The sequence below is a fragment of the Nocardia sp. NPDC004415 genome (assembly GCF_053602435.1).
Genome location: NZ_JBSGDP010000020.1, coordinates 44,785 through 71,154, shown reverse-complemented (window position 1 = coordinate 71,154; position 26,370 = coordinate 44,785). Strand labels below are relative to the sequence as shown.

At 68.8% G+C, this 26,370-nt stretch carries 23 protein-coding genes and 1 riboswitch; of the genes, 15 read left to right on the top strand and 8 right to left on the bottom strand.

Annotated elements, in window-relative coordinates:
• The first annotated feature begins 19 nt into the window (after positions 1–19).
• From ACWEMY_RS12655 to ACWEMY_RS12630, 6 genes are all read left to right on the top strand, one after another.
• Entirely contained in the window at positions 20–1,243 is a 1,224-nt protein-coding gene (locus ACWEMY_RS12655) for a hypothetical protein (protein ID WP_452390124.1), read from the top strand.
• Positions 1,240–2,253 (top strand): hypothetical protein, encoded by a 1,014-nt coding sequence (locus ACWEMY_RS12650; protein WP_452390123.1) that lies wholly within the window; start codon positions 1,240–1,242, stop codon positions 2,251–2,253. The genes ACWEMY_RS12655 and ACWEMY_RS12650 overlap by 4 nt, the downstream gene beginning before the upstream one ends.
• 274 nt (positions 2,254–2,527) lie before the next feature.
• Positions 2,528–3,328 carry an LppX_LprAFG lipoprotein gene (locus ACWEMY_RS12645; protein ID WP_375927307.1) on the top strand — a complete coding sequence of 267 codons (801 nt, stop codon included), beginning with the start codon at positions 2,528–2,530 and terminating at the stop codon, positions 3,326–3,328.
• Between the two features lie 250 nt (positions 3,329–3,578).
• Positions 3,579–5,045 (top strand): cytochrome b5 domain-containing protein, encoded by a 1,467-nt coding sequence (locus tag ACWEMY_RS12640; protein ID WP_375927309.1) that lies wholly within the window; start codon positions 3,579–3,581, stop codon positions 5,043–5,045.
• A gap of 45 nt (positions 5,046–5,090) precedes the next feature.
• A complete protein-coding gene (locus ACWEMY_RS12635) occupies positions 5,091–6,284 on the top strand; it encodes a type III polyketide synthase (RefSeq protein ID WP_452390122.1) in 1,194 nt (397 codons plus the stop codon).
• Between the two features lie 11 nt (positions 6,285–6,295).
• Positions 6,296–8,149 carry an ATP-binding cassette domain-containing protein gene (locus ACWEMY_RS12630; protein WP_452390121.1) on the top strand — a complete coding sequence of 618 codons (1,854 nt, stop codon included), beginning with the start codon at positions 6,296–6,298 and terminating at the stop codon, positions 8,147–8,149.
• A gap of 58 nt (positions 8,150–8,207) precedes the next feature.
• Here ACWEMY_RS12630 and ACWEMY_RS12625 read toward each other — a convergent pair whose 3' ends face one another.
• On the bottom strand, positions 8,208–9,083 hold the full coding sequence (locus ACWEMY_RS12625; protein WP_375927315.1) for a glucosyl-3-phosphoglycerate synthase: 876 nt from the start codon (positions 9,081–9,083) through the stop codon (positions 8,208–8,210).
• A 227-nt stretch (positions 9,084–9,310) separates the two neighbouring features.
• On the opposite strand from ACWEMY_RS12625, the gene ACWEMY_RS12620 reads away from it, so the two are divergent.
• The 6 genes from ACWEMY_RS12620 to ACWEMY_RS12595 all read left to right on the top strand — a co-directional run bounded on the left by ACWEMY_RS12620 (position 9,311) and on the right by ACWEMY_RS12595 (position 15,376).
• Positions 9,311–10,618 carry a TerD family protein gene (locus ACWEMY_RS12620; RefSeq protein ID WP_452390120.1) on the top strand — a complete coding sequence of 436 codons (1,308 nt, stop codon included), beginning with the start codon at positions 9,311–9,313 and terminating at the stop codon, positions 10,616–10,618.
• Between the two features lie 46 nt (positions 10,619–10,664).
• Positions 10,665–10,855: riboswitch (cobalamin riboswitch) on the top strand.
• A gap of 28 nt (positions 10,856–10,883) precedes the next feature.
• The gene (locus ACWEMY_RS12615) at positions 10,884–11,921 is read left to right on the top strand and encodes an ABC transporter substrate-binding protein (protein ID WP_452390119.1); all 1,038 of its coding nucleotides are present in this window, start codon (positions 10,884–10,886) and stop codon (positions 11,919–11,921) included.
• Positions 11,918–12,916 carry a FecCD family ABC transporter permease gene (locus ACWEMY_RS12610; protein WP_452390118.1) on the top strand — a complete coding sequence of 333 codons (999 nt, stop codon included), beginning with the start codon at positions 11,918–11,920 and terminating at the stop codon, positions 12,914–12,916. Before ACWEMY_RS12615 ends, ACWEMY_RS12610 begins: the two co-directional genes overlap by 4 nt.
• On the top strand, positions 12,913–13,980 hold the full coding sequence (locus tag ACWEMY_RS12605; protein WP_452390117.1) for a FecCD family ABC transporter permease: 1,068 nt from the start codon (positions 12,913–12,915) through the stop codon (positions 13,978–13,980). The genes ACWEMY_RS12610 and ACWEMY_RS12605 overlap by 4 nt, the downstream gene beginning before the upstream one ends.
• Positions 13,977–14,765: an ABC transporter ATP-binding protein gene (locus ACWEMY_RS12600; protein ID WP_452390116.1), complete on the top strand. Its 789-nt coding sequence runs from the start codon at positions 13,977–13,979 to the stop codon at positions 14,763–14,765. Before ACWEMY_RS12605 ends, ACWEMY_RS12600 begins: the two co-directional genes overlap by 4 nt.
• Entirely contained in the window at positions 14,762–15,376 is a 615-nt protein-coding gene (locus ACWEMY_RS12595; protein WP_452390115.1) for a (2Fe-2S) ferredoxin domain-containing protein, read from the top strand. Before ACWEMY_RS12600 ends, ACWEMY_RS12595 begins: the two co-directional genes overlap by 4 nt.
• A 27-nt stretch (positions 15,377–15,403) precedes the next feature.
• Here the strand turns inward: ACWEMY_RS12595 and ACWEMY_RS12590 are convergent, their stop codons facing one another.
• Positions 15,404–16,264, bottom strand: a complete 861-nt coding sequence (locus ACWEMY_RS12590; protein WP_452390114.1) for a haloalkane dehalogenase — start codon at positions 16,262–16,264, stop codon at positions 15,404–15,406.
• 129 nt (positions 16,265–16,393) lie between these two features.
• Between ACWEMY_RS12590 and ACWEMY_RS12585 the strand changes: the two genes are divergently transcribed.
• The gene (locus ACWEMY_RS12585; protein WP_452390113.1) at positions 16,394–18,178 is read left to right on the top strand and encodes an exonuclease domain-containing protein; all 1,785 of its coding nucleotides are present in this window, start codon (positions 16,394–16,396) and stop codon (positions 18,176–18,178) included.
• 54 nt (positions 18,179–18,232) lie between these two features.
• Positions 18,233–18,814 (top strand): DUF7691 family protein, encoded by a 582-nt coding sequence (locus ACWEMY_RS12580; protein ID WP_452390112.1) that lies wholly within the window; start codon positions 18,233–18,235, stop codon positions 18,812–18,814.
• A gap of 11 nt (positions 18,815–18,825) precedes the next feature.
• Here the strand turns inward: ACWEMY_RS12580 and ACWEMY_RS12575 are convergent, their stop codons facing one another.
• The gene (locus ACWEMY_RS12575) at positions 18,826–19,455 is read right to left on the bottom strand and encodes a winged helix-turn-helix transcriptional regulator (RefSeq protein WP_452390138.1); all 630 of its coding nucleotides are present in this window, start codon (positions 19,453–19,455) and stop codon (positions 18,826–18,828) included.
• An 82-nt stretch (positions 19,456–19,537) separates the two neighbouring features.
• Here ACWEMY_RS12575 and ACWEMY_RS12570 point away from each other — a divergent pair, with 82 nt between their 5' ends.
• Positions 19,538–20,434 (top strand): alpha/beta fold hydrolase, encoded by an 897-nt coding sequence (locus ACWEMY_RS12570; RefSeq protein WP_452390111.1) that lies wholly within the window; start codon positions 19,538–19,540, stop codon positions 20,432–20,434.
• A 1-nt stretch (position 20,435) separates the two neighbouring features.
• On the opposite strand, the gene ACWEMY_RS12565 is transcribed toward ACWEMY_RS12570, so the two are convergent.
• Genes ACWEMY_RS12565 through cysD form a run of 5 tightly spaced genes read right to left on the bottom strand, consistent with a single transcriptional unit; the run spans position 20,436 to position 26,335 of the window.
• Positions 20,436–21,569 (bottom strand): sulfotransferase family protein, encoded by a 1,134-nt coding sequence (locus ACWEMY_RS12565; RefSeq protein ID WP_452390110.1) that lies wholly within the window; start codon positions 21,567–21,569, stop codon positions 20,436–20,438.
• 11 nt (positions 21,570–21,580) lie between these two features.
• Positions 21,581–22,366: an SDR family oxidoreductase gene (locus ACWEMY_RS12560; RefSeq protein ID WP_452390109.1), complete on the bottom strand. Its 786-nt coding sequence runs from the start codon at positions 22,364–22,366 to the stop codon at positions 21,581–21,583.
• On the bottom strand, positions 22,363–23,580 hold the full coding sequence (locus ACWEMY_RS12555; protein WP_452390108.1) for a hypothetical protein: 1,218 nt from the start codon (positions 23,578–23,580) through the stop codon (positions 22,363–22,365). The genes ACWEMY_RS12560 and ACWEMY_RS12555 overlap by 4 nt, the downstream gene beginning before the upstream one ends.
• Entirely contained in the window at positions 23,577–25,430 is a 1,854-nt protein-coding gene (gene cysC, locus ACWEMY_RS12550) for an adenylyl-sulfate kinase (protein ID WP_452390107.1), read from the bottom strand. The genes ACWEMY_RS12555 and cysC overlap by 4 nt, the downstream gene beginning before the upstream one ends.
• On the bottom strand, positions 25,430–26,335 hold the full coding sequence (cysD, locus tag ACWEMY_RS12545; RefSeq protein WP_452390106.1) for a sulfate adenylyltransferase subunit CysD: 906 nt from the start codon (positions 26,333–26,335) through the stop codon (positions 25,430–25,432). Before cysD ends, cysC begins: the two co-directional genes overlap by 1 nt.
• Positions 26,336–26,370 lie beyond the last annotated feature (35 nt).

The following is a 26,370-nucleotide window of genomic DNA, read 5'->3' as shown; positions in this document are numbered from 1 at the left end:
GTTGAAAACCATTGTCACGATGGACAACAGTGACAAGCTGCGCCACATCCCCGACGTGGACTACAACCGGGATCGCACCATCTACATGTGCTTCACCAAAAGGGCGGACGGATTCACGGTCCAAGCGTGGGGCAGCGCCTTCCCGACGTCCGGAGCCGGCAGCTACCGAGGATTCCTCAGGGACAGCGATCGGAATGTAGACCTGGCGATCAGCGGTCTACGAGACGCGTGGCAGCGGAAGACCGTGGACTACATGGAGGAGCGGAAGAGATATCCGTTCAGTGAGAAGTGGGATCTCTCGGGACCCCATGACCACGACCGGCTCGACCGGATCGGACTCGAGTTGGCGCGCGAAGGCAGCGCATTGTTCGACCTGATCTTCGACCCGAAGGACGAGGGACTACGCGAGATTCGTGATCACCTGGTGCGCGCGCTGCGTGCGGGTGAGCAGGTCATCACAATGGAATCGGATGAACTGTTCGCGCCGTGGGGGATGCTCTACGTGTCGCAGGAAGACACGGACATCTGGGCCGCGGACGCGACGTGGTCCATGGACGGATTTCTCGGCTACCGCCACCTCGTCGAACACAATTTCACGTGGGTACCCGGGTACGACAGCCGTATCTCGGTCGACAGCGACCGGGTTGTCGTCGGGCTCAACATCGATGAAGGGGTCGACAGGAAGGCGCCTTTTGTCGGTCCGGTCATCTCCTTCTTCAGCGACCGCACGTCCGTCGTCGTTCGGCGAAGCAAAGCCGAACTCGCCGCGGCCTTGCGCAACGCCGACTTCGGTGACCACATCACCTACTTCGGCTGCCACGGCCGACCGGGAGGAAAGCGCGCCGAGTTGTCGACGATGGCGCTCGAAGACGGTGAGGTGATCGTCAGCACGGACTTTCGCGGGTGGCTGTCGGGCCGAACACTGCCCACGCGCCCCATGGTATTCGTCGGTGCGTGTGATGGCGGGCAGATGGCCACGCTGTTCTGCCGATCGTCGGGCCTGCACCTTCTCGAATCCGGTGCCCGCTGTCTGGTCGGTCCACAGATCGACATGCCTATCCATTTCGCCCGGGAATACACCGAACGTCTCTTCACAGAATTCCTTCAACCCGATAAGAAGCTGGGTGATATCGTGCGCGACCTGACCAGGGAATTCGCGGACACCTTCCGAAACCCGCTCGGCCTCGTGATCTCGATGTACCGAGGTATGGATGTACATCTCTCTTTGGACGGTGAGCGGTGAGTACCACTCCGACTACCCGATGCTGCAACGACTCCCGACATGTCGTTCTCGACCTCGATGTGAACGGCGATTTCGTCGATGCCGGTACCGGACAGCCAGTACCTCCCGCTGACGTCGGTGAGTACCTCGATTCTCGGCTCGATGTGCCCGACGATGTCACCGACATCATAGTCTTCGCGCACGGCTGGCGGAATACGCCGAAGAGGGCGGCGGCTTCTGGACATCGTCTGTCCAACTCGTTGACCGACATGTTCCAGCGATCCCCGGACCGTTACCTGAATATCGATCCAGTGTGGTCGGGGTTCTCCGTCATCGTCCGTTGGCCGTCCACGAGTGCACCGGTTCTGCGCGGTTATCGCCGCATCCGGGACCGGGCGCACGACATGACAATCCGGGGACATGCCGCATCGACCCTGGCCCACCTGCTGGGGTATCTCGACTCGCACCGCGTTCGTCCAGGAGGACCCCCGACCCTGCGCACCGCCGGCGGGCAGTACCTGCATTGTGTCGGCCACTCCTTCGGTGGACGGCTGCTGGTCGAGGCTGTCCAGGCGGCAGCGGAGACGGGCCCACCGACTCTCGGATGGGGGTACGCGGACGCACGGTATCCCTATACCGTGGACACCTTGCTCGTCTTCCAGATGGCGGCTCCGCGAGACATCTTTGCTGAACGGTTCGCGGGGTTGCTCGACGGCGCCCCGATCAACGGCCCGCTCGTCCTTACACATTCCACCGCGGATCGGGCGACCGGCCGATGGCATGGCATCGCCGAGGGGGCACCTGGCATCGGACACTCCGGCGCGGAAGCCCCAGCCGATCAGATCTCCTCGATCCGGCTCCGTGAAGTCCACGACGACTATCAGCGCGCCGACTTCGCTTCGAGAATCGTCAATGTCGACGCCACCTGGAAGTATCGGGACGGCCGATGGCGACCGGCCGGTGCCCACTCTGACATCTGGCACCCGGAGTCGACTCACCTCTTGTTGTCCCTGGCCGACCTGGCACGGTGACGGCGCGGGCGGGGCACGAACACCTCTGACTGAGCCGAACGAGGATCTCGGGCACACGGGCGCACACAGACGCTCTGCGCAGGGTGAGCGTGCTCGGTGGGGCGAATTCGATAGTCCCCGCGTATGACTCGCGAATCGAAATCCTCGGGTACTATCGCCGTCGGGGGAGCGCGAGATGTCCGATGGTCTGTTTAGTATGTCGCAGGCGACGGCAGCTTCGGCTGCCTCACCACAGCGATACACGACCATCTCCAGGGGATGAAACTTGATCGACATGACACCGAATCCCAGCACGCGGCGGCGCTTCTCGCGGCGCTCCGCCATCACGTCGGTCGTCGCGGCGGCGGCCCTGTGCGCGGCCCTCGTGTCCGGCTGCTCCAGTGACGAGACCACCACCACCGCTCCGCCCACCGGTGCGCTGCCCGACGGCGCGCAGCTGGTGAAGGAGTCGGCCAAGACCACTCAGACCCTGCGCACCGTGCACCTGAACATCGATGTCACCAACCTGCCGGATCTGCCGGTGGAGACCGTGTCGGCCGATGTCACCAACGAGACCCAGGGCTCCGGCGCCGCGATGGGCGAGGCCAAGGTCAAGATCAAGCCCGAGGACCCGTTCACCGAGGCGAAGTTCCTGGTGGTCGACAAGGTGCTCTACACCGAGACCGGCGGCCGCTACGTGCCCGCGGGCCCGGCGGAGAAGGTCTACGATCCGGGCGTCATCCTGGACAAGGACAAGGGCATCGCGAATGTGATCGCCAATGTGCAGAACCCGAAGGCCGAGAGCCGTGAGGTCATCGACGGCATCAACACCGTGAAGATCACCGGCACCATCGATGCCGCCGTCATCGACCCGATCGTGCCCCGCATCGGCCAGAACGCCGGCACCATGCCGATCACCCTGTGGATCCAGGACACCGCGCCGCCCGCCTCGGATTCCACCAAGCCCTCCGATGCCGCCTCCACCGGCGACGGCCCGAACCTGGTGAAGGCCGTGGTGAAGAAGGACTCCGGCGAGGTCACCGTCGGCCTGTCCAATTGGGCCAAGCCGGTCAATATCGTCAAGCCCGCGGGCTGATCGAACCGGTTACCGGACCACCACCCACACCGGTCCGGGGATCGCGGAGCCTGGCACGCAGTGCCGTCCGCGGCCCCGGACCGGTGTGTCGTGTGGGTGTCGCCCTGGGTCCGCGAATCATCAACGCACGCAGGCGCATCCGATAAGAGAATGTTCAGCGAGATGCAAGGCGCCACAAGGACTATACGTGTCGGGACGCTGGTCGGCAGGCAGCACGCATCGAACGCCGATCGACACGGAGGAAGAACAAATGACGATCGATGATCGACCTGATGAAGAGGAGCGCGAGCTCCCGCCACCACCCGGCCCCGGGGGTCGGCCTCCCGTCAACAACGTGTGGGTGTATAACGGCAGAGCCTACGACCTGAGTGACTGGATCTCCAAGCATCCCGGCGGTGAATTCTTCATCGGCCGCACGAAGAACCGCGACATCACCTCGATCATCGGTTCCTACCACCGCGATCCGGAAAAAATCGCGCGCATGATCGAGCGTTACAGTCTCGATCGCGCTGCCACCCCCGAAGACATCCATCCCAAGAACAACGCGCCCGACTTCCTGTTCAAGGAAGGCTTCAACAGCTGGGACGACACCCCGAAGTACCAGTTCGACGACAAGAACGACCTGCTGCACAAGGTCAAGGCCAGGATCAAGGAACCCGAGCTGGCCGCGCGCCTGAAGCGCATGGATCGCACGTTCGACATCGTGGTGGCGTTCCTGATCTTCGCCTACTTCGCGGTGCAGGGTCTGCGCCTGTGGGACACCAGCTGGATGCCGTTGCCGGTCTTCGTGATCGCGATGGTGCTGCTGCGCAGCTCGCTGGCCGGTTTCGGCCACTACGCGATCCATCGCGCGCAGAAGGGCTGGAACAAGTACGCGGTCAACGCCTTCGACATGAACTATGTGGCGCTGTCGTTCGTCACCGCCGACGGTCACGCGCTGCTGCACCACCCGCACACCCAGAGTGAAGTCGACATCAAGAAGAACGTCTTCACGATGATGATGCAGGTGCCGCGCCTGTACCGGGTGCCGATCCACACCGTGCACAAATTCGGTCACCTGCTGACCGGCATGATCATCCGCCTCCTCGATGTCTGCCGGCTCACCCGCAAGGTCGGCATCAAGGACATGTACGGCACCTGGGGTGGGGCGCTGCCACACTTCATCGGCTCGTTCGGCGTGCGGTTCCTGCTGGTGGCCGAGGTGGTCGTGTTCACCCTCGCCGGTGACTTCTGGGCCTGGGCGCTGCAGTTCGTGATCACGCTGTGGATCTCCACCTTCATGGTGGTGGCCAGCCACGACTTCGAGGTGCCCACCGAGGAACTGCACACCGAGACCGACGACTGGGCGGTCAACCAGCTCGAGCAGGCCTACGACCTGACCGTGGTCGGCAACAAATACGTCGACTGCTTCCTCTCGGCCGGGCTCAGCTCGCACCGCGTGCACCACGTGCTGCCGTTCCAGCGCAGCGGCTTCGCCAATATCGCCACCGAGGACGTGGTGCGCGAGGAGGCGGCGAAGTTCGGCGTGGAATGGCTACCCGCCAAGAGTTTCTTCGGAGATCGTTTCCCCAAGCTGTGCCGGACCTACCTGCTCGCGCCCTCGCGCGAAGCCGAGGACAACCGGTGGGGAATCGTGCGCGAGCATTGCGCACCCACAGCGCTGAAGACCTGCGTCACCTACACGGTGCAGGGCTTCACCGGCATCGGAACCGTCTGACCCTTCCCTGCCGGTTCCTGTCTGTATTCGAAAGGATTTGTGCCCGTGTCTGTTTCCATTGATGAAGGTAAGCGGCGACCCCTCGGCCTGCTGCGCACGGCCGACGTCGAGCGCGGGCACGAACTGCTACCGCCCACGCCGCCGACCACCGTCGGCGTGATCGAGGCCGTCGCCACCGGCTCGCCCGCGCTGGTGGTCGACCAGAGCGTGAACGCGGGCCGCGTCGCCGAACTGTTCAGCGATCCGGCTCAGCAGCAGCGCATTCCGCGCATCTACCAGAAGACCCGTATCGATACCCGCCACCTGGCGATCGACCCGCTCGACCCCGAGTTCCTCGAGTTCAGCAGGCGCCCGGGCACCATCCGCGACCGGATGAACCTGTTCTTCGAGCACGCGGCGCCGCTGGCGGTCGACGTGGCCCGGCGCGCGGTGGCCGGGCTGGCGAACCCGGCCGAGGACATCGGTCAGCTGATCTTCGTCACCAGCACCGGGTTCATCGCTCCCGGCGTCGACGTGGCGGTGGTCAAGCAGCTCGGCCTGTCGCCGACGGTGAACCGGATGATCATCAACTTCATGGGCTGCGCGGCGGCCATGAACGGCATCCGGGCCGCCGTGGACTACGTGCGGGCGCATCCGGACAAGAAGTCGATGGTGCTGTGCATCGAGCTCAGCTCGGTCAACGCCGTATTCGACGACGATGTCAACGATGTGATCACCCACAGCCTCTTCGGTGACGGCTGCGGCGCGGTGGTGATCGGCGCCAACCAGGTGCATCAGCCGCTGGCGCCGGGCAGCGTGGTGATCCGCGACAGCTTCAGCCATCTGTTCGACGACGCCGAGGACGGCATCGTGCTGGGCGTGAAGGACGCGGGTATCACCTGCGAACTGGCCACCAGCCTGCCCGACTACATCTACCGCGGCGTCGACCCGGTGGTGTCGGAAGTGCTGGCGCGCAACGGACTCGGCAAGGCCGACATCGATCTGTGGGCGATCCACCCCGGTGGGCCGCGCATCATCGAGGAGTCGGCGCGCTCGCTGGGCATTCCCACCGAGACCGCGGCGCCGAGCTGGGCGGTGCTCGCCGAGCACGGCAACATGCTGAGCGTGTCGCTGATCTTCGTGCTGGAGCGGATGATCCGCGACGCGCAGACCACGGCACCGATCTCGACCGGGGTGGCGTTCTCGTTCGCACCCGGTGTCACCCTCGAGGGCATCGTCTTCGATGTCATCCGCAGCTGAGAGCGTAAGTCATGCAACTGCTCCGTTTTCTCGCCGCGCTCTCGCCGGCCAGGATCGCGGCCGTGGTGGTCGCGGGTCTCGTCGCCGGTGTGGCCAACACCTACCTGGTGACGCTGATCAACGCTGTCGTCTCGCCGAAACCGCAGCCGGACAACCTGCTGTTGCGTTTTGCGGGGACCGGGCTGGTGATCCTGGTCAGCGGGGTGCTCTCGCAGGTGCTGCTGATCCGGTTGTCCCAGGAGGCGATCTACCGGCTGCGCAGTGACCTGAGCGCGGGGATCGTCGCCGCGCCGCTGGAACACCTGGAACGGCTCGGCATGCACCGGCTCATCGCCACCCTCACCGAGGATGTGCGGGCGCTGTCGCAGGCGGTCACCGCGATTCCGTCGATCTGCGTCGACGTGGCGACCATCGTCGGCTGCTTCGTGTTCCTGGCGATCGTGTCGGGCCCGATCTTCGCGGTGACGGTGGCGGGCACGCTGATCGGCATCTCGTGTGTGGAGCTGGTGCTCAAGCGGGTGCGCCGGATCTACCGGGAGGCGCGCGAGAACGAGGACGCGCTGCTGCGCTCGTTCCAGTCGGTCACCCTGGGGATCAAGGAACTCAAGCTGCACCGGGGCCGTCGCCGGGACTTCATGGACCGGCACCTGCTCGGTTCTGCGGGCACGCTGCGGGATCAGAACACCGACGCGGGCTCGAAGTTCTCCTACGCGCAGGGCTTCGGCCAGGCGCTGCAGCTGGCGACGATGGCGCTGATCCTGTTCGTCATCGCGGCGGCGCTGAACCTGCCGCGCGACACCATGATCGGGTACGTGCTGGTCACCACGTTCCTGGCGATGCCGATGCAGAACTTCATGCACCGCATCCCGGATCTGCTGCGCGGCGATGTGGCGCTGGCCAAGATCCGCGACATGAACCTGTCGATGGAGACGCTGCACAACGAGGATCTGCTGCCCTTCACCGAGCGTCCGGCGGCGGGGGAGGCCAAGCTGGAACTCTCGGGCGTGAGCTACGTGTATCGCTCGGAGGCGCCCTCGCCGATTCCGCCGCCGCCGGGCGCGCCGCCCGGTCCGCCCGGGCTCGGTGGTCCGCCGCCGCGTCCCGGCCCGCCGCCGCGCGGTGGGAAGGGACATCCCGGGCCGGGGCATCATCCGGCGCATCCGGGGGCGCGGCCTTCGGCGGGACCGGATGTCAACGGCAAGAACTGGGTCGATCACGGTGCCACGGATGTGCGGCCGGTGCCGCTGGGTCCGCCGCCCGGGCTCGACGCGGCCGAGGACAGCGGGTTCCGGCTGGGGCCGATCGACCTGGTCTTCGAGCCGGGCCAGATCACGTTCATCGTCGGTGGCAACGGCAGCGGCAAGTCGACGCTGGCCAAGCTGATCACCGGTCTGTATGTGCCACGCACGGGGTCGTTGTCGCTCAACGGGGAGAGGATCGACCACGACAACATCGAGTGGTTCCGGCAGAACTCGTCGGCGGTGTTCACCGATTTCCACCTGTTCGAGGACTATCTGGGCTTCGACCGGCCCGGGATCGACGAGCAGGTCCAGCGCTACCTCGACGAACTGCAGATCGCGCACAAGGTGACCGTGCGCGACGGGCGCCTGTCGACGGTGGACCTGTCGCAGGGCCAGCGCAAACGGCTCGCCCTGCTCACCGCGCTGCTCGAAGACCGCCAGATCTACGTCTTCGACGAGTGGGCCGCCGATCAGGAGCCGCGTTTCCGTGAGGTGTTCTATCGCGAGATCCTCACCGAGCTCAAGCGGCGCGGCAAGACGGTCATCGTGATCACCCACGACGACCGCTATTTCGACTGCGCCGATCAGCTGGTGAAGCTGGACTTCGGTCTGGTCGCCGCCTAGTTCGCACGCCGAGCGCCGGTGCGGTTCCCGTGGGGACCGCACCGGCGCTCGTTGTGTGTCAGGCGATGTCGCGGTGGGTGGCGATGAGCTGGGTCATCGGTGGGCGGTCGGTCAGGCTGACCTCCGAGGGGGTGCGGCGCCAGCCGTCGTCGCTGGGCAGGAACTGCACCAGGCCGATGCCGGAGTCGCGGATGCCGAGCCGGTCCAGCAGGGTCGCGACCACCTGTCTGCTCATCACCGCCAGTTCGTGGGTGGAGCGGTGCCGGTGCACGCGGACACCCAGGTCGACCTGGGTGATCGCGGACAGGCCGCGCCGCTGCCAGCAGTCGAGCAGGATGCCGATCTCGGCGCCGAAGCCGCTGGCGAAGGAGATCTCGCCGAGAAAACTCCGGGTGGCGGCGTATTCGCCGCCGAGGGGCTGCACGATCTCGGCCAGCGCGGGCGCCAACGCGGTGAGCAGGGGACGCGCGACGAGCTGGGTGACCCGCCCGCCGCCGTCGGACTCCGCGCCGCCCGCCAGTGGGCGCCGGTAGAAGCCCTTCACCAGGGCAAGCCCCGGATCGGTCAGCAGCGGAGCTACCAGCGTGGGCACGAACATCGGGTCCGGCTCCACGAGATCGGCGTCGAGGTAGACGACGATGTCGCCGGTGCACACGGCCAGCGAGCGCCACAGCACCTCGCCTTTGCCCGGGCGCGGGACGATGTCGGGCAGCGCCTCCTCGCGGGTGTAGACGGCGGCACCGGCCGCCCTGGCTCGCGCGATGGTGCGGTCGGCGGAGCCTGCGTCGAGCACGATCAGTTCGTCGACCAGTCCGCCGAGCAGCGGCCGGACCGAGGCGACCACTCCGGCGACCGTGTCCTCGTCGTCGAGCGCGGGCACCACCACCGAGATCCGGCGACCGGACTTACGGTCGATCAGTTCACGGACGTTCATGCCGACCAGTGAACGACACCCCGCCCGGACCCGCCACCGATCACCGCGGATCCTGTGACCGGAGCCAACCGATCCCGGCCGCCGTGGTGGTGTCGACAGGTGAACGCACAGTCGAGGGCTGGCGGGTTCGTCTCCGGAGACCGATCGGAATCCGCCGACACGAGTACCCTTACGAACGGAAAAGCCTGGTGCGGATCACCGGCCGGTGGGGTCGACGGAGGTAGGGCATGAGCGCGGCGACGGTGGTCGAGGTGACCAAGGGGTCCAAGACGGATCTGGGGGAGCGGCGGTACACGATCCGGCTCGACCTCGCCGAGCCCGCCGGGGCGGTGGACGTGTCGGCGGTGCTGGTGACCGCCGACGGTGTGGTCCGCTCCGACGCCGATTTCGTGTTCTTCAACAATCCCGTCGCGCCGGGAGTGCGGATGGAGTCCGACGCGGTGGTGTCGGTGGATCTGGCGGCGCTGCCGGACGACATCCACCGGGTCGTGATCGCGGGTAGTACCGAGGCGCAGGGCATCCGGTTCGGCGAGGTGCGTGGTCTGCGGGTCACCGTCGCGGGTGAGGGGCAGTCGATGACGTTCACGCCGCCGGATCTGACGAGCGAGACGGTGTTGCAGGCGGTGGCGCTGTACCGGCGGGGCGACGGGTGGCGGCTCGACGCGATCGGGCAGGGCTACAGCGCGGGGCTCGCGGCCTTCGCGACCGAGCACGGGATCGTCGTCGACGAGGAGCCCGCCGAGGACTCGGCACCTGTGCAGCCCGTCGCGGCGCCCGCGCCGGCGGCACCGCAGGTGGATCTGCGCAAGGTCGATGTGGTCCTCACCAAGGACTCACCCGACCGCCGCGCCAGCATCGACCTGCGCAAGGGTGACCCCGGGTACGTTCTCACCGTCGGTCTCGAATGGGACGGCCGCGGTGCGCATTACGCGCCCGACGGGCAGGTCACCCGCTACGGCACCGGCGATCTGGACGTGTACTTCTTCTGCCGCAACGAGATCACCGGTGACTACGTGGTGATCAGCGGCGAGAAAGGTCATCAGGGCGATCTGGCCGTCTGGCCGTTCCTGCACCACCAGGGTGATTCCCGCGGCCCCGGCGCTAACAACCGGCCCGCCACCGAACAGGTCGTCGTGCGCCCGACCGAGAACGGTGACCTGCTGCTCAACGTCTACCAGTCCGTCGACAACGGCGCGGGCGCCATCGACACCTTCGGCCGTCCCCGCGTGCGCGTGCGCTACGGCCGCCCCGGGCCCGACGGGCTGCCGGGCGCCGACGCCGACCAGATCACCGTGCTGATCGGCAACGGCAAGAACTCCTTCTGGGCCACCGTCGCCCACATCGACGTGCGCGAGGGCATCCTCACCGTCGACGGCACCACCCGCTACAGCCGCGCCTTCAGCGAACGCATGCCCGTGCTCGACACCGCTGGTGCCTGGGTCCGTTCGGCCAAGAACGGGCCGGTCGGGCGCAGCAAAGGCAAGAACGGTCTCGGCCTGACCCGGTACGCGGGAACCTGCCCCGATCCTCGCTGATCGGACAATTCGACCATCCGGCCCGACCGTCCGGTTTCCGATCTTGGTACAGTCCCCGAGCCGTGGTGTTCGGGAAATCGGTGCGAAACCGATGCGGCCCTCGCCACTGTGATCGGGAGCGACTGATCGATCCGGGCGGCCGATGCCGTCCGGGGCCACTGGGGCATGCCCTGGGAAGGCTGATCCGTCGCGCGCCATCCCGTCAGCCAGGAGACCGGCCACGGCCACGCAGTACCCATTCCACGAGGACCTGGAAGGCCGTCTCTTGACCTCCTCTGTTGTCGCGCGCCTGCGTACCGGCGCGCTGATCGCCTGCGCGATCGTCGTTGCCGGGTGCGGTGGCCCGCCCGCACCGGCCACCACCGGCGCGAATGCCGTCACCCGTGCCAACTGCGGCATCGATGTCGCCGTCGGCTCCCCGCCGCAGTGCATCTACGCCGCCTACCAGCCCTCGATCGAGATCGCGCACGCCCTCGGCGTCACCGACCGGCTCGTGCAGACGGCGTTCCTCGACGCGGCCGTGCTGCCCGAATACCGGGACGCGCAGGCGAAGTCGGACTACGTCGAGAAGCTGCCCAGCCGCGACGAACTGCTGGCGAAGAAGCCGGATTTCGTGCTCTCGGGCTACAACGGCGTCTTCGCGGCCTCCGCGCAGAACAGCGTCGGCACCCGCGGCAGCCTGCACGAGCTGGGTGTGCGGACCTGGGTGCTGAGCCCGCTGTGCCCGAGCGCGGACGGACTGGCCGACGAGGCGATCGACCCGAAGACCGTGCGCTTCGACAATGTGTACGCCGACCTGCGTGATCTGGGCGCGCTGTGGGGTGTCGACGAGCGTGCCGAGGAAGTGGTCACACAGCTGACCGCGCGCATCGCGGCGGTGCGCGCCAAGGTCGCCGACGCCCCCCGGCCGCGGGTCGCGGTCCTCACGCCCAAGGACGACGGGTCCTACACCGTCGCGGGCGGGATCGACTTCGTCACCCAGATCATCGAGGCGGCGGGCGGAGTGAACGCCTTCGCCGATCTCACCGAGCGCCGGAATGTGCCGATCAGTGCGGAAGCCCTCATCGCCGCCGATCCCGACATCATCCTGACCAGCCAGTGCTGCAAGGCCAGCTACACCCGCGCCGACGCGCAGCCGCAGGTCGACAAGATCGTCGGCAACCCGGCGTTCGCGAACCTGACCGCCGTGCGCGGCGGCGCGGTGCACCCGTTCCTGTTCGCGGACCGGGCCGCCGGTGTCCGGATCGCGCACGCGACCGAACTGGTCGCCGAGCTGATCCACCCCGAGCTGTTCGGCCGGTGACCCGCACCGCCCGCGGCACCGGCCTGCTCCTGGCCGGTGCCGCGCTCGCCGCTGTCTGCGTGGCCTCGGTGCTGATCGGCACGCACCCGCTCGCCCTCGACGACGCGATCGCGGCGTTCACCGACTTCCGTGGCACCGACACCGACCGCATCGTGCGCTACATCCGGATGCCGAGAACGGTGGCGGGCCTGCTCGCGGGGGTGGCGCTCGCGCTGGCCGGTGTGGTGATACAGGGCCTGACCCGCAACCCGCTCGCGGGCCCCGGGCTGCTCGGTGTCAACGCCGGTGCCTCGCTGGCCATCGTGCTCGCCATGGGCACACTGGGCGTGGCCACCACCTCGGGGTTCCTCTGGTTCGCCTTCCTCGGCGCCGCGGTGGCCGCCGCCTTCGTCTACACGCTGGGATCGCTGGGCTTCGGTGGGGCGACACCGGTGAAGCTGGCGCTGGCCGGTGCCGCGTGCACCGCGCTGTGCGCCTCGATCACCACGGCCATCACGCTGCTGGACCGGACCACCTTCGACAATTTCCGGTTCTGGGTGGTCGGGTCGCTGGCTCGCGCCGAGGCCGAATCGGTCTGGGCGGTCGTGCCTTTCATCACGGCGGGCGCGGTCCTCGCCCTGGGGGTGGCGCGGCCGTTGAACGCCATCGCCATCGGGGACGACATGGCCCGCACGCTCGGCACGCGGTTGGTCGCCGTGCGCGTCACCGGGGCGGGCGCGGTGGTGCTGCTGGCCGGTTCGGCGGTGGCCGTGGCGGGGCCGATCGCGTTCGTGGGCCTGGTGGTCCCGCACATCGCCCGCGCCGTCGGCGGACCCGACTATCGCTGGGTGCTGGTCTGGTCGGCCCTGTTCGGGCCCACCCTGCTGTTGCTCGCCGACATCCTCGGGCGGGTGGCGGTGCGGCCCCAGGAGATCCAGGTCGGCATCGTCACCGCCTTCGCTGGGGCGCCGTTCTTCCTGTATCTGGTGCGCAACCGGAAGGTGGCGGCACTGTGACGGCCACCGAACCCCGGGTCCTGCCCCGCGACACCCTGCTGTTGCGCTCGCCGGGCAGGCGCGCGGTGCTGCGCGTCCAGCGCCGGTCCGCGTTGCTGACCGTGCTGTTCACTGCGGCGGCACTGGCGGTGGGGGCGTGGTCGCTGACCGTCGGCCACTATCCGCTCACGACCGCCGACGTGCTGCGGGTCCTCGGTGGTGGTGGCACGCTCATCGAATACGACGTGGTCGTCGCCGACCGGCTGCCGCGCGTGCTCACCGGGCTGTGCGTGGGTGCCGCCTTCGCGCTGGCGGGAGCGATCCTGCAGCGCATCGCGACGAATCCGCTGGTCAGCCCGGAGATCATCGGGATCAACGCGGGTGCGTCGCTCGGTGCGCTGGTGGTGAGCGCCGTGCTCGGCGGCACCGGTCTCTGGCTGGTCGGTGGCGCGCTGGCCGGGGCGTTCGTGGCGATGGCGTCGATCCTGCTGGTGGCGACCAAGGACGGCCTCGACGGCTACCGGCTCGTGCTCGTCGGTATCGGCGTGACCGCCATGCTGTCCTCGGCCATCGCCTTCGTGCTCACCAGAGTCGATGCCTACCAGGCGCATACGGCGGCGATGTGGCTCACCGGCAGTCTCGCCAATCGGGACTGGCCGCACGTCTGGTTCGCCGCCGCGGCACTCGTCGTGACCGTGCCGGTGCTGATCGTGTCGGCCCGGTCGCTGCCGCTGCTCGAACTGGGCGACGAACTGGCGAATTCGCTGGCGGGCAGGCGCGGCCCGCACCGCACGGTGCTGATCGTCGTCGCGGCGGCCGCCGCCACCCTGGCCACCGCCGCGGCCGGACCCATCGCCTTCGTCGCGCTGGTCGCGCCGCAGATCGTGCGGCGCCTGCTCGCCGAACGCGGGTCCGGACTCGCGCCCGCCGCCGCGGCCGGGGCACTGCTGGTGGTCGCGGCCGATCTGGCGGCCCGCCGGTTGTTCCCGGCGGAACTGCCGGTCGGCGTGGTGACCGCGCTGCTCGGCACCCCGGTGCTCGTCTATCTCCTCGCCCGCGCAACCCGGATCGGACACGCTGGATGACCGCACATCTGACCACCGAAGCCCTCACGCTCGCCTACGGCGCCACCGCGATCGTCTCCGACGCCACCGTCGACTTCCCGCCCGGCCGGTTCACCGTCATCGTCGGCCGCAACGGCTGCGGCAAGTCGACGCTGCTGTGCGGCCTCGCCCGGCTGATCCGGCCCAGCGTCGGGGCGGTGCTGCTCGACGGCGCCGATATCGCCCCGCAGCAGGCCCGGACTGTGGCGCGCCGGGTCGGCATGCTGCCGCAGCAGCCGGTCGCGCCCGACGGCATCACCGTCGGTGAACTCGTCGGGCGGGGTCGTCATCCCCATCAGCGCTGGTTCCGGCAGTGGTCGGCCGAGGACGAGTCCGCGGTGCGCGCGGCGCTCACCGCGACCGACACCCTCGACCTGGTCGAGCGCACCGTCGACCAGCTCTCCGGCGGGCAGAAGCAACGCGTCTGGCTGGCGCTGGCGATCGCCCAGGACCCGGAGGTGATGCTGCTCGACGAGCCGACCACCTTCCTCGACCTGGCCCATCAGCTCGATGTGCTCGATGTGCTGCGCAACCTGTTGCCGCGCACCATCATCGCCGTCCTGCACGATCTGAACCTGGCCGCCCGCTATGCCGATCATCTGGTGGCCATGAAGGACGGCCGGGTGGTCGCGCAGGGGCCGCCCGCCGAGATCGTGCGCCCGGAACTCGTCGCCGAGGTCTTCGGGGTGCGGTGCGCGGTGATCGACGACCCGATGACCGGCACTCCCCTGGTGGTTCCGGCCGGGCGCACGGTGGGTGCCCGATGACGCGCCGTCACGTCCTGGTGGCCCGGCCCACCCCGTCGGGTGTGGACCTGCCCGCCGTCACCGCCCTGGCCGAGGCCTGCGGGATCGGCTACGCCCTGCTCGATCAGGGCGAGCCGACCATCCACGACGTCCTCGACGACGCGGCCCGCGACGACATCCCGGTCACCCTGATCCCGCTGGCCGTACCCCGCGACCGCTACCTGGAGACCTGGATCGCGCGCGCGGTCGCCAACTGGAAGGAGACCCGCGCCCGCGAACTCGACGTCCGGATCACCGAAGGCGCCGACGGCACACCGGCTTTCACCGAGGTGGTGCGGGCGCTGATGCGCGCGGACGGCGACCCGGTCACCGCCAGCCCCCGCGCCTTCCGCAGTCCGGCCTGGTCGAAGATCCCCGAGCACACCGCCCACATCCTCGTCTGCCGCGGCCCACGCTGCACCGTCTACGGCGCCGCCGAACTGCACCGCACCCTCCGCCGCGACCACCCCACCGCCCTGGTCACCCCCACCGGCTGCCTCAACCCCTGCAACCTGGGCCCGCTCTACATCACCTATCCCGACGGCGAGTGGCACACGAACGCCCTCGACCAGGTACCGGAAGCAGACGCCTAGCGCAGCGCCCGGTTCCGGTGGTCTCGGCTACGGGAATCGCCGGGTGATCGCCGTCGCGATCTCAGTGGGTGCGTATTCGGGTACGAAGTGGCGTGCCCGGGGCAGCTCGAGGATCTCGAGGTCGGTGAAGGCGCTGCGCAGGCGGGGCAGGCAGGCTTTCGGACGGAACACCATGTCCTTCATGCCCCACACCGCCAGCGCGGGCTTGTCGCCGAGCAGGGCAGGCACGTCGCGCTCGAGCTGGGCCAGGAGCGGGCGGGCAGCGAGGATCTGACCAGGTGTCACGGCCAGAGCGGCGCGGGCCGCCGGGGTGGGTTGCACGGCGCGGTAGTGCTCGGCCTCGGCATCGGTGAGTACGCCGCCCAGTTCACCGAGCAGGACGCGTTCGACGAGAACGTTGCGTTCCAATATCCGCCGACGCATCGGGCCGCTGCTCATGACCCGGCTGAATGCCCGATTGATCGGTGCCTCGATCGGCCAGAACGCGGTATTGCCCAGGGTGATTCCGCGTACCCGGTCCGCGCGCGGTACCGCCGCGCCGAGGCCGATGGGTCCACCCCAGTCGTGGCCTACCACGACGTAGCCGTCGAGGTCGAGGTGATCGATGAGTTCGCCGACCACGGCGGTGTGTTCGGTGATGGTGTAGCCGTAGCCGGCGGGACGTTCGGACAGACCGAAACCCGGGTAGTCGACAGCGACGCACCGGTATCGGTCGCGCAGCGCGGTGATCATCCGGCGGTACAAGAAGCTCCACGCCGGCGCGCCGTGACAGAACAGGATCGGCGGTCCCGATCCCTCGTCGATGTAGTGCACCCGTCCTGCGGACGCGTCGAACCAGCGCGACCGGAACGGGTACAGACTCTGGTCGGGAACGAAATCGATCAGCATCGGGCCTCCCCCTCGGACATCCTCGCTGCACCCTAATGCACGGCCGCGGGGGTGCGGGATCGCCGGTGCGGGAGCGGGAATCACGAAGTGGCCCGCAACATTTCGGCGGCCGTCTACGATGCGAAGCTCATGCGGGTGATGACACAGGACGACGAGCAACAGCAGGTGGCCGGGTTCGGCGCGTTCACTGTCGTGGACGTCGAGACCTCGGGCCTGCGGCCGCACCAGCACCGGGTGCTCTCGGTCGCGGCACTCACCCTCGACAGTGCGGGCCGGGTGAGCGAGGAGTTCCACACGCTGCTCGATCCCGGCTGTGATCCCGGACCGGTCCACATCCACGGCCTGACCGCCGACGTGCTGCGTGGATCGCCGGAGTTCGGTCAGGTGCGTGACCGCCTGTCCGGGTTGCTCGACGGCCGGGTGCTGGTGGCGCACAACGCGTTGTTCGACTACGGATTCCTCGCCAGGGAGTTCGCCAGGACAGGTGCTCGGCTGCCGGTGGACCGCCGCCTGTGCACCCTCGCGCTGGCCCGGCGGGTGGCGCCACCGACCCCGGACTACAAGCTGGGCACGCTCGCGTCGTATTACGGTGTGCCCCAGCGCAAAGCCCACGACGCCCTCGACGACTCCCGGGTGCTCGTTCAGGTGCTGCGCGCCTTGATCGCCGATGCCGCGCACCTGGGTATCGCCGCACCGCTGCTCGACTGCGCCGACGACACAGCCCGCGCCGCCGGACCCCGCTGGCCCGTCCAGCGGCGCGGCCCGAAACAGCCGTGCGCCTTCGCCTATCCGGGCACGATGCCCGCCGGAGGGCCGCTGCGGCAGGGCATGAAGGTCGCTTTCACCGGCGAGACCCGCATCGACCGGGAGGAACTGGTCGCCCGTGCCGAGGCCGCCGGGCTCGATGTGACCGGGGCGGTGAGCAGGCGCACGAGCGTGCTCGTCACCGACGATGCGGCCTCGGGGAGCGGGAAAGCCCGCAAGGCAGCCGAATTCGCCACTCCGATCGTCGGCGAGGCGCGCTTCCTCGCCCTGCTCGACGCCATCGAACCGGGACAGCCCCGCTCGGCCACAGGACAGCCCCGTCCGGCCGTCGAGGGCCGAACCGCGCCGCGTCCCCGGCCGCCGACCGGTCCGCTGTCGGGGCGCCGGGTGCTGGTCCTCGGCGGCACCCACGACGAGGCCGCCGCCGCGCGGGCGCGGATCGTCGCGCTGGGCGGCTCGGTCGCGGTGAACCTCTCGGCGACGGTGACCGATCTGCTCGTGCTCGACGGCGGCGACACCGACCGCCGCCTGCACAAGGCAGCCGACCTCGCGCTCACCGTCCACGGACCGCGACTGCTCGAATCCGGCGCCACCGCACCCCGCGAGCAACCGGCCCCGGAACCGGACGTGACACAGCTGTCGCGCGGCCAGGTGGTCGACCTACCCGCCACCGACCGCACCTGGGCACTGCGTGCCACCTGGAATCAGCTCGACGACCAGGCCGTCGACCTCGTCGCCTTCCTGGTGGACGACACCGAAAAAGTCACCGATTCCGACGATTTCGTGTTCTACAACCAGCCCGAAGCGCCCGGCGCCCGGCTGTCCGAGGACGGCCCGAACGAGCAGGCCATCACGATCACCCTCGAAGATCTGCCCGAACACTGCCGACGCGTCGTGTTCGCCGCCGCGCTCGACGGCGTGGGTCGCACCTTCGGCGAGGTCGGTGCCGTCGAGCTGGAGATCGCCACCGGCCCCGAATCGAGCACCCTGTTGCGTGCCACCCTCGACGCGGCGACCACGGAACGCACCCTGCTGCTCGCCGAGCTCTACCTGCGGGCCGACACCTGGCGCCTGCGGGCGGTCGGCCAGGGCTACGAAACCGATCTGGCCGCTCTCGTCGATCGCTACGGCGTGGAGGTCGCCGACTGACCTCGGGGACAGCGCTCGGTGTGAGTGTCGTTGCGGCCGAATAGGATTCGCGACGTGTCACATATCTTGCAGGTGTATCTCGTCGACCTGGCGGACCTCGAGGCCGTCATCGGTTCCGGGGACGAGGAATTCCTCCGACGGCTGCTGGCGGATCTGCCCGAGCACGATGCGGAGGACGAGTGCTGCGAACCGTGCGGTCTCCCCGAGTGCGAGGGTGCCGAGTGCGAGGAGTGCTACCTGTGCGAGGACGCCCAGGCGCCTCGCGCGCTGCGAGCGATCTTCGCCGGTGGGCCGTATACAGAGAGTCACGCGCACGCCTATGTCTCCGCGCTCGAGTCGATCTGCGCCGAACTGGGTGCGGGCATCGGAGGCGTGAGCTTCTGGTTCGGTTACGACGGCCTGCCCGATGTGATCCTGAGTCTGGCCGCCGACATGAACGGCGAGGGCCCGTTCCCCAGCACGGAGGAGAACGGCTGGGGCCACATCGGTAAGCGGAGGTGCGAGGAACAGCTGGCCGAGTGGGAGGCCATCGCCGCCGGACCCGACGACCACGGCGGCTATGCCGACGACATCGTCGAGTGGTTCCGCGAATCCAAGGCCGCCGACAAGGATCTCATCGGTTTCTGGGCCGGGTAGCGGCCCGAGGTTCAGTGGCCGAAGGCGGCGCGGACGGCGGTCTCGTCGCCATCGATCGCGATCAGGCCGAGAGCGCGGGCGTCGTCGAGGGGGATGGCGCCCGCGGCGAGGCCGAGAATGTAGGCCGGGTCGGCGCGCAGGGTGGCGTCGAGCGGTCGGCCGTCCTGCGGGGTGACCTCGAAGCCCGCCGAAGTCGCGCTCAACTGCAGCGGGGGGTCGCCGACCTCGATACCGATCGTCACCGGCGGAGGGTCGGTGACCCGGGCGTCGAGCAGTGCGGGGAGGGCGAGCGCGAGCCAGCCGGGGCGGAAGGCGTCACCGTCGGCGGGGCCGCGCGTCATCAGTGGGGTGGACCAGCGAATGAGCCCCTCGATCGGTTCACGCAGCTCGGCACCCCACGGTGTCAGGGCGTATTCGACCACGCTGCCCGCACCGGTCAGCCTGCGCTCCACCACACCCGCGGATTCGAGATCCCGCAGCCGGTCGGCGAGCAGGTTCGTCGCGACCCCGGGCAGGCCCGCGATGAGATCCCGGTAGCGGGCAGGGCCGACGAGCAGCTCGCGGACGATGAGCAGATTCCACCGATCGCCGACCACTTCGAGCGATCGGGCGAGCCCGCAGTACTGGCCGTAGCTACGCATCATTTCCTACATTCGCTTGAAATTCTCCAGTGCGCGTGAGATTCTCAAGTATACCTGTTGTCGAGCCCTGGAGGGGGCCGCCATGACCGGAACCACCGAAAGCGTGCGGCCCGGCTGGGTCGACGACGAGCTGTTCCCGTTCGAGAGCCGATTCCTCGACGTCGATGGGCACACCGTGCACTACCTCGACGAGGGATCGGGCCCCACGCTGCTGTTCCTGCACGGCAACCCGACCTGGTCGTTCCTCTGGCGCGACGTGATCCGCGATCTGCGCGCCGACTTCCGCTGCGTCGCCCTCGACTACCCGGGCTTCGGGCTGTCGACACCGAAGGCGGGCTACCGGTTCCTGCCGGAAGAGCACGCCGACGTGGTCACCGGGTTCGTCGACGCGCTCGGCCTCGACGCGGTCACGCTGGTGGGCCAGGACTGGGGCGGGATGATCGGCCTGGCGGTGGCGCAGCGGCGCCCGGGTGTCTTCGATCGGCTGGTGCTCGCGAACACCTGGGCCTGGCCGGTCAACGGCATCCCGCACTTCGAGGCGTTCGGCCGCATCGTCGGTGGTCCGCCTGCCCGCTTCCTGGTCCGCCGGTTCAACTTCCTGGTCGATACCTTCATCCCCACCGGCCACCGCAGGCGCAAGCCCACCGCGGCCGAGATGACCCACTACAGCAAGGCGCTGGACACCCCGGAACGCCGCCAGGCCTCCGCCGTACTGCCCGGCCGCGTGCTGGCCAGCCGGGACTTCTTCGCCGAGGTCGAGACCGGGCTCGCCGACATCGCCGACCTGCCGACACTGATCGTCTGGGGTGACGCCGACATCGCCTTCCGCGCCCAGGAGCGCGAGCGTCTGGCAGCCACCTTCAGCGACCACACGACCGTGATCGTGGAAGGCGCGGGGACCTACGTCGAATCCGATGCGCCCGAGGAGTTCGTCGCCGCGGTCCGCGAGTGGGCCGCGGCGACGAACGGGCAGGGGTAGCTCAGCGGCCGAAGGCGTCGGCCACCATCGCCTCGGTCAGGCCGTAGTCGGCCAGGGAGTAGCGGTGGGTGGGTTTGCGGTCGCCGGTGCGGCTTTCGTCGTCCAGCGCGGTGATGGCGGCGCGGGCCGCCGGGGTGAACTCGGCACCGATCTCGGTGTAGATGCGGTCGACCACGCCGGCGGGGTCGGCGCGCAGGTCGTCGAAGTCGACATCGAGGAAGGTGGCGTCGGCGTGCCGGGCGCGGGCGGCGGTGAACTCGCGCAGGCCCCGCGACCACAGGTCGAGCTGGGTGCGGCCGATGGTCTCCCCGGTGAACACGGTCGACCAGCCGCGCGTGGCGTGCTCGTTGAGACTGCACACCGACGGGATGATGGTGGCCGGGTCGCGGTGCGTCTGGATGACGATCGCGTCCGGGTAGACCGCGAGCAGCGCGTCCAGGCAGAACAGGTGACTCGGGTTCTTGAGCACCCAGCGCCGGGTGTCGTTCATCCCGATGAGCTGTAGATTGCGGCGGTGCCGCGCGTAGGCGGGCGTCCAATCCTGACGCGAGAGCCATCGCGCGTAACTCGGGACGTAGGCCAGACACTCGTAGGAGTGCGAGGTGCCCGACTGGCGTAGCAGCTGCCAGCATTCCTCCACATCGGCGGCGCTCATGTAGTGCAGGCCCATGAATTCCGGGTTCTGCACCTGATGCTGCTTGAGGCCCGCGTCGATCTGCCGGTAGGCGGGGTTGCTGTCCCAGCTCGCGCGCGGCGGGCGCGGCTGCGGGAAATCGGTCAGCCACATCTCGAGGCCCTGGTTCGCGGGGTCGGCGGCCAGCAGCCGGTGCAGGGCCGTCGTGCCGGTGCGTGGCAGTCCGGTGACGAAGATCGGCCGCGTGACGGGCGTGTCGACGTAGCCGGGGTTGGCCGCCCAGGCGGCTTCGCTCAACGCGCGGGCCACGAGGGTGCCGCGCAGGAAGAACCGCGACATCTTGCTGCCGAGCTCGGTGAGCCCGGCCTCGTCGCGATACGAGTCGAGCAGCACCTGGAGTGCCTCGGTGTAGTCGTCGGTCCCGAAATCGGTGAGACCGGTGAGTTTGGTGGCGGAGGCGTGCAGGTCGGCCACGGTGCCGACATCGGTGCGCACGGTCATCGGACAAGCTCCTAGTTGTGGTATTCGCCGCAGTTGACGTCGAGGGTCTGGCCGGTGATCGCCGAGGACCAGTCCGAGGCGAGGAACACCACGGCCCTGGCGATCTCCTCGGGCTCGGGCAGCCGCTGCAGATCCGATTTCGACGCGGTCTGCTCGTAGACCTGTTCGACGGTGATGCCGTACTTCTCGGCGACCTGCGTGAAGTACCACTTCAGCTGATCGGTCCAGATGTAGCCTGGCAGCACGCTGTTGACCCGCACGCCCTTGCCGCCGAGCTCGGTGGCCAGGGTCTGCGACATGGCCAGTAGCGCGGCCTTGGTCAGCTTGTAGCTGCCGTAGCGCGGTTCGGAGTGCCGCACCACCATCGAATTGATCATCACCACAGCGCCTTTGGACTCGGCCAGGGCCGGGGCGAACGCCTGGGTCATGCGCAACCCGCCCAGGACCGTCATGTCCAGGCTCAACCGGATGTGGTCGAAATCGGTGCGGTCCAGCGGCTTCATCGACGGCACCGAGAACGCGTTGTTGACCAGTGCGTCCACCCGGCCGAACGTCTCCACCGTGCGGCTCACCAGGTTCGCCACGGCGGCGTCGTCGGTGATGTCGGTCGGCACACACAATGTCGCGCCCCCGGCGGCCTCGATCTCGGCGGCCACCTCGAGCAACCGCGATTCGGTCCGCGCCGCCAGCACGACCGTCGCGCCCGCGGTCGCGGCCTCCAGGCAGATCGACCGGCCCAGGCCCGGGCCGACGCCGGAGACGACGACGACCTTTCCGTCCAGCAGTGCCCCGCTCATCCGAGCATCCTTTCCGCGAAAGCCCGCTGCCGGGCGGCGATCCGGTCGCGCCATCCGTTGGCGTCGATCCGGTTGTGGTCGAAGTGGGGGAGGTGTTCGGCGATCTCGTCGAACGGCACGACCGTCGCTGTCGGGCCGTCGGCCTCGGTCATGGGCCGGTCGGTGCGCTGCCAGCGGAACTGGAGGATGCCGCGGGTGCGACCGGTGGTCTCGATCCAGTTGGCGAGGCCGGGATTCTGTTTGCTCACCACCATCCGGATCAGGCCGTCCGGATCGACCTGGGCCTGGGTGTGGTTGAGGCTGGTCTGGTGGTTGACGTAGTCGAGCGAGATGTACCAGAGACTGCCCAGCTGGAAACCCTGGTACGGCGCATCCGATTTCGGCACGGTGATCACGAGTGCCTGATCGTCGGCGAGATCGAAATGACCCACCGACGAGTACTGGGTGCTCAATCCACCCGGAGTGAGCCGGGGTGCGGTGAGGGTGTTCACCGGCAGGTCCAGATAGAACCACTTCGGGAAGTTGAACCAGGTGTGCACGCGAGTGAGCAGCATCTTGGCCGCGGCGCCGTAGCGTTTGCGCATCCGGGCCAGGTCGGGCTCGACCGGCGCGGTGCCGAGGGTGTCGACGCGTTCGATCCGGATCGAGCCCTTGCGTTCGGTCCAGTCGCCGTAGACCTCGCGCACGGCCAGCATCGACGCGCCCTCACCGAGCGCGAAATAGCCGGGCTCGGCGGACGGCTTGGCCGGGCCGAAACGGATCGAGAAACTGCCGTCCTCGGCGATCGGGATACGCCGGTCGTCGAAGGCGTCCTCGCCGCCGGGAACCTCGGTCGCGGTGTAGTCGCCTTTGAGCACCTGGAAACTGAGGTCGACGGTGCTGCCGCGCACGCCGCTCACCACGTACTCGGCGCCCGGTTCGATATTCGCGTGGTAGTAGAGGGTGTCCGGATTGTCCAGGCCCATCTTGGCGTAGGGGCCGGTCGAGGACACGAAATACGGGTGGCTGGTGCCGTGCGCGCCGGACAGCCGCAGGCAGGCGGCGACGCTCGCGGCCAGATAGTCGTAGCCCTCGGCGAGATCGGCCTCGCCGCGGACGAATTCGGCGCCGGCGATGAGCTGTTCGGCCTGGGCCACCGCGGCTGTGAACGGCGCGGTGAGGGATTCCGGTGGCGCGGTGCTCCCGGCTTCGGTGGCGGTGCTGGAGTGGGTCAACGGACTGTGATTCCTAGCTCTCGGAGGATATGGGCGGCGATCTCGGCGGGGGAGCCCAGATCGGGGGTGATGACGAGATCGGCGTTCCCGGGTCGCTCGTAGGGCGAGCCGATGCCGGTGAAGCCGGGCAGTTCGCCCGCGCGGGCCTTGGCGTAGAGGCCCTTGGGGTCGCGTCGCTCGCATTCGGCCAGGGACGTGTCGACGAAGACCTCGTGGAACGGCAGACCCCGCCCGGTGTGGGTGGTGCGCGCCGCGGCCCGCTGGGCGGCGAACGGGCTGATCACCGACACGATCGCCACCGCACCGGAATCGGCGAACAGGGCCGCGACCTCGGCGACCCGGCGCACGTTCTCGTCCCGGTCGGCCGCGGAGAACCCGAGACCGGCATTGAGCCCGTGCCGCAGATTGTCGCCGTCGAGCAGATAGGCGGCCCGGCCCGCCGCGACCAGCAGACGCTCCACCTCGACCGCGATCGTCGACTTGCCCGACCCCGACAGTCCGGTGAGCCAGATCGTGGCGCCCGCGTGCGCGCGGTCCGCGCGTCCGACCGCCGAACGATGCCAGACCACCGTCGCCGAGGACGGATGCGTGCCGGTGTCGCGACCGGTGACCATGCCCGCGGCGACGGTCTGATCGGTCACCGGGTCGACGAGGATGAAGCTGCCGGTGCGCCGGTTCTCCCGATACGGGTCGAACAGCAGCGGCGCACGGCTGCGCAGCCGCACCCGAGCGATGTCGTTGAGCGACAACGCTTCTACGTCCTCGCGCCGGTGCAGGGTGTTCACGTCGAGCTGGTAGTCGATGGCGGTGACCTCGGCGGGCGAGATCTGCGCCGCCGTGCGCACCAGGTAGCGGGCACCCTCGCGCAGCTGGGTGGTCTCGGAGAACCAGCACACCATCGCGTCCAGGTCGGCGCCCTGCTGCGGGCGGTTGCCCGGCCGGGCCAGCAGATCGCCACGGCCGATATCGATCTCGTCGTCGAGGGTCAGCGAGATCGCCATGCCGGTGAAGGCTTCGTCGACCTTGCTGCCGCCGGGGCCCCAGATCTCACGCACCCGCGAGGTGTGCCCGGCGGGCAGCACCACCACCTCGTCGCCGGGTTTGAAGATGCCGCCCGCGACGGTGCCCGCGTAGCTGCGGTGATCGAGGCCCTGCTGCGCCCGGATGACGTACTGGATCGGCAGCCGCGCGTCGATGAGATTGCGGTCCGAGGCGATGTGCACGTCCTCGAGGTGGCGCAGCAGCGGCGGGCCCGGATACCAGGGCATGTGCTCGGAGCCCTCGACGACATTGTCACCGAGCAGCGCCGAGACCGGCACGAAGCTCAGATCACCGACGGTGAGCTTGGCGGCGAAGGTCGCGAACTCGGCCCGGATCTCCTCGAACCGCTCCTGCGACCAGCCCACCAGATCCATCTTGTTCACGCACACCACCAGGTGCGGTACGCCCAGCAGCGTGGCCAGGAAGGCGTGCCTGCGGGTCTGCTCCGACACCCCGGTGCGCGCGTCGACCAGGATCAGCGCGAGATCGGCGGTGGACGCACCGGTCACCATGTTGCGGGTGTACTGCACATGGCCGGGGGTGTCGGCGATGACGAACTTGCGCCGCGGGGTGGTGACATAGCGGTAGGCGACATCGATGGTGATGCCCTGCTCGCGTTCGGCCCGCAGCCCGTCGGTGACCAGTGCCAGATCGGCTGTGTCGCCCCCGCGTTCGGTGCTCAGCCGTTCGATGGCGGCGAGCTGGTCGTCGAAGAGTGACTTGGAGTCGTAGAGCAGCCTGCCGATGAGGGTGGACTTGCCGTCGTCCACGCTGCCCGCGGTCGCCAGGCGCAACAGGTTGCGGCTCATCAGAAGTAGCCCTCTCGCTTGCGGTCTTCCATGCCGGTCTCGGAGATCCGGTCGTCGGCGCGGGTGGCGCCGCGCTCGGTCAGCCGGGTGGCGGCGGTCTCGGCGATCACCTTCGCGGCGGTATCGGCCTCGCTCTCGACGCAGCCGGTGCAGGTCGCGTCGCCGACGGTGCGGAACCGCACCGTCGCTTCGACGGTGCGCTCGCCGGGGTGGGGGGTGACGAACCGGCCCGCCGAGAGCAGCATGCCGTCGCGTTCGATGACGGTCCGCCGGTGGGCGTAGTACAGCGTGGGCAGCTCGACGGCTTCACGATCGATGTATTCCCAGATGTCGAGCTCGGTCCAGTTCGACAGCGGGAACACCCGGATGTGCTCGCCGGGCTGATGCCTGCCGTTGTAGAGGTTCCAGACCTCCGGGCGCTGGGCTCGCGGATCCCATTCCCCGAACCGGTTGCGGAAGCTGAACACCCGCTCCTTGGCGCGGGCCTTCTCCTCGTCGCGGCGCGCGCCACCGAACACCGCGTCGAAGCGGTGCTCGCCGATGGCGCGCAACAGGGTGGTGGTCTGGAGCGGATTGCGGGTGCCGCCGGGGCGTTCCACCACGCGGCCCGCGTCGATGTCGTCCTGGACCTTCGCCACCAGCAGGCGCGCGCCGGTGCGTTCGACGGTGCGGTCACGGAAGGCGATCACCTCGTCGAAGTTGTGTCCGGTGTCCACGTGCAGCAGCGGGAACGGCAGCGGCGCGGGCCAGAAGGCGCGCCGGGCCAGATGCAGCAGCACCGCCGAGTCCTTGCCGCCGGAGAACAGCAGTCCCGGTCGGTCGAAGGTGGCCGCCACCTCCCGGAAGATGTGCACCGATTCGGCCTCCAGGGCCGCCAGATGCGACAGCTCGTACCCCGTCTGCACTCGTTCACCCACTTCGTTCGCGCAATCCGTGGGCT

What these genes read in the sequence shown, in the direction of transcription:
- ACWEMY_RS12640 (WP_375927309.1), top strand. Translation starts at nt 3,579, where the DNA reads ATGACGATCGATGATCGACCTGATGAAGAGGAGCGCGAGCTCCCGCCA.
- ACWEMY_RS12600 (WP_452390116.1), top strand. Translation starts at nt 13,977, where the DNA reads ATGACCGCACATCTGACCACCGAAGCCCTCACGCTCGCCTACGGCGCC.
- cysC (WP_452390107.1), bottom strand. Translation starts at nt 25,430, where the DNA reads ATGAGCCGCAACCTGTTGCGCCTGGCGACCGCGGGCAGCGTGGACGAC.
- ACWEMY_RS12565 (WP_452390110.1), bottom strand. Translation starts at nt 21,569, where the DNA reads ATGACCGTGCGCACCGATGTCGGCACCGTGGCCGACCTGCACGCCTCC.
- ACWEMY_RS12570 (WP_452390111.1), top strand. Translation starts at nt 19,538, where the DNA reads ATGACCGGAACCACCGAAAGCGTGCGGCCCGGCTGGGTCGACGACGAG.
- ACWEMY_RS12625 (WP_375927315.1), bottom strand. Translation starts at nt 9,083, where the DNA reads ATGAACGTCCGTGAACTGATCGACCGTAAGTCCGGTCGCCGGATCTCG.
- ACWEMY_RS12585 (WP_452390113.1), top strand. Translation starts at nt 16,394, where the DNA reads ATGCGGGTGATGACACAGGACGACGAGCAACAGCAGGTGGCCGGGTTC.
- ACWEMY_RS12630 (WP_452390121.1), top strand. Translation starts at nt 6,296, where the DNA reads ATGCAACTGCTCCGTTTTCTCGCCGCGCTCTCGCCGGCCAGGATCGCG.
- ACWEMY_RS12655 (WP_452390124.1), top strand. Translation starts at nt 20, where the DNA reads ATGGACAACAGTGACAAGCTGCGCCACATCCCCGACGTGGACTACAAC.
- ACWEMY_RS12575 (WP_452390138.1), bottom strand. Translation starts at nt 19,455, where the DNA reads ATGCGTAGCTACGGCCAGTACTGCGGGCTCGCCCGATCGCTCGAAGTG.
- ACWEMY_RS12590 (WP_452390114.1), bottom strand. Translation starts at nt 16,264, where the DNA reads ATGCTGATCGATTTCGTTCCCGACCAGAGTCTGTACCCGTTCCGGTCG.
- ACWEMY_RS12620 (WP_452390120.1), top strand. Translation starts at nt 9,311, where the DNA reads ATGAGCGCGGCGACGGTGGTCGAGGTGACCAAGGGGTCCAAGACGGAT.
- ACWEMY_RS12645 (WP_375927307.1), top strand. Translation starts at nt 2,528, where the DNA reads ATGACACCGAATCCCAGCACGCGGCGGCGCTTCTCGCGGCGCTCCGCC.
- ACWEMY_RS12595 (WP_452390115.1), top strand. Translation starts at nt 14,762, where the DNA reads ATGACGCGCCGTCACGTCCTGGTGGCCCGGCCCACCCCGTCGGGTGTG.
- ACWEMY_RS12560 (WP_452390109.1), bottom strand. Translation starts at nt 22,366, where the DNA reads ATGAGCGGGGCACTGCTGGACGGAAAGGTCGTCGTCGTCTCCGGCGTC.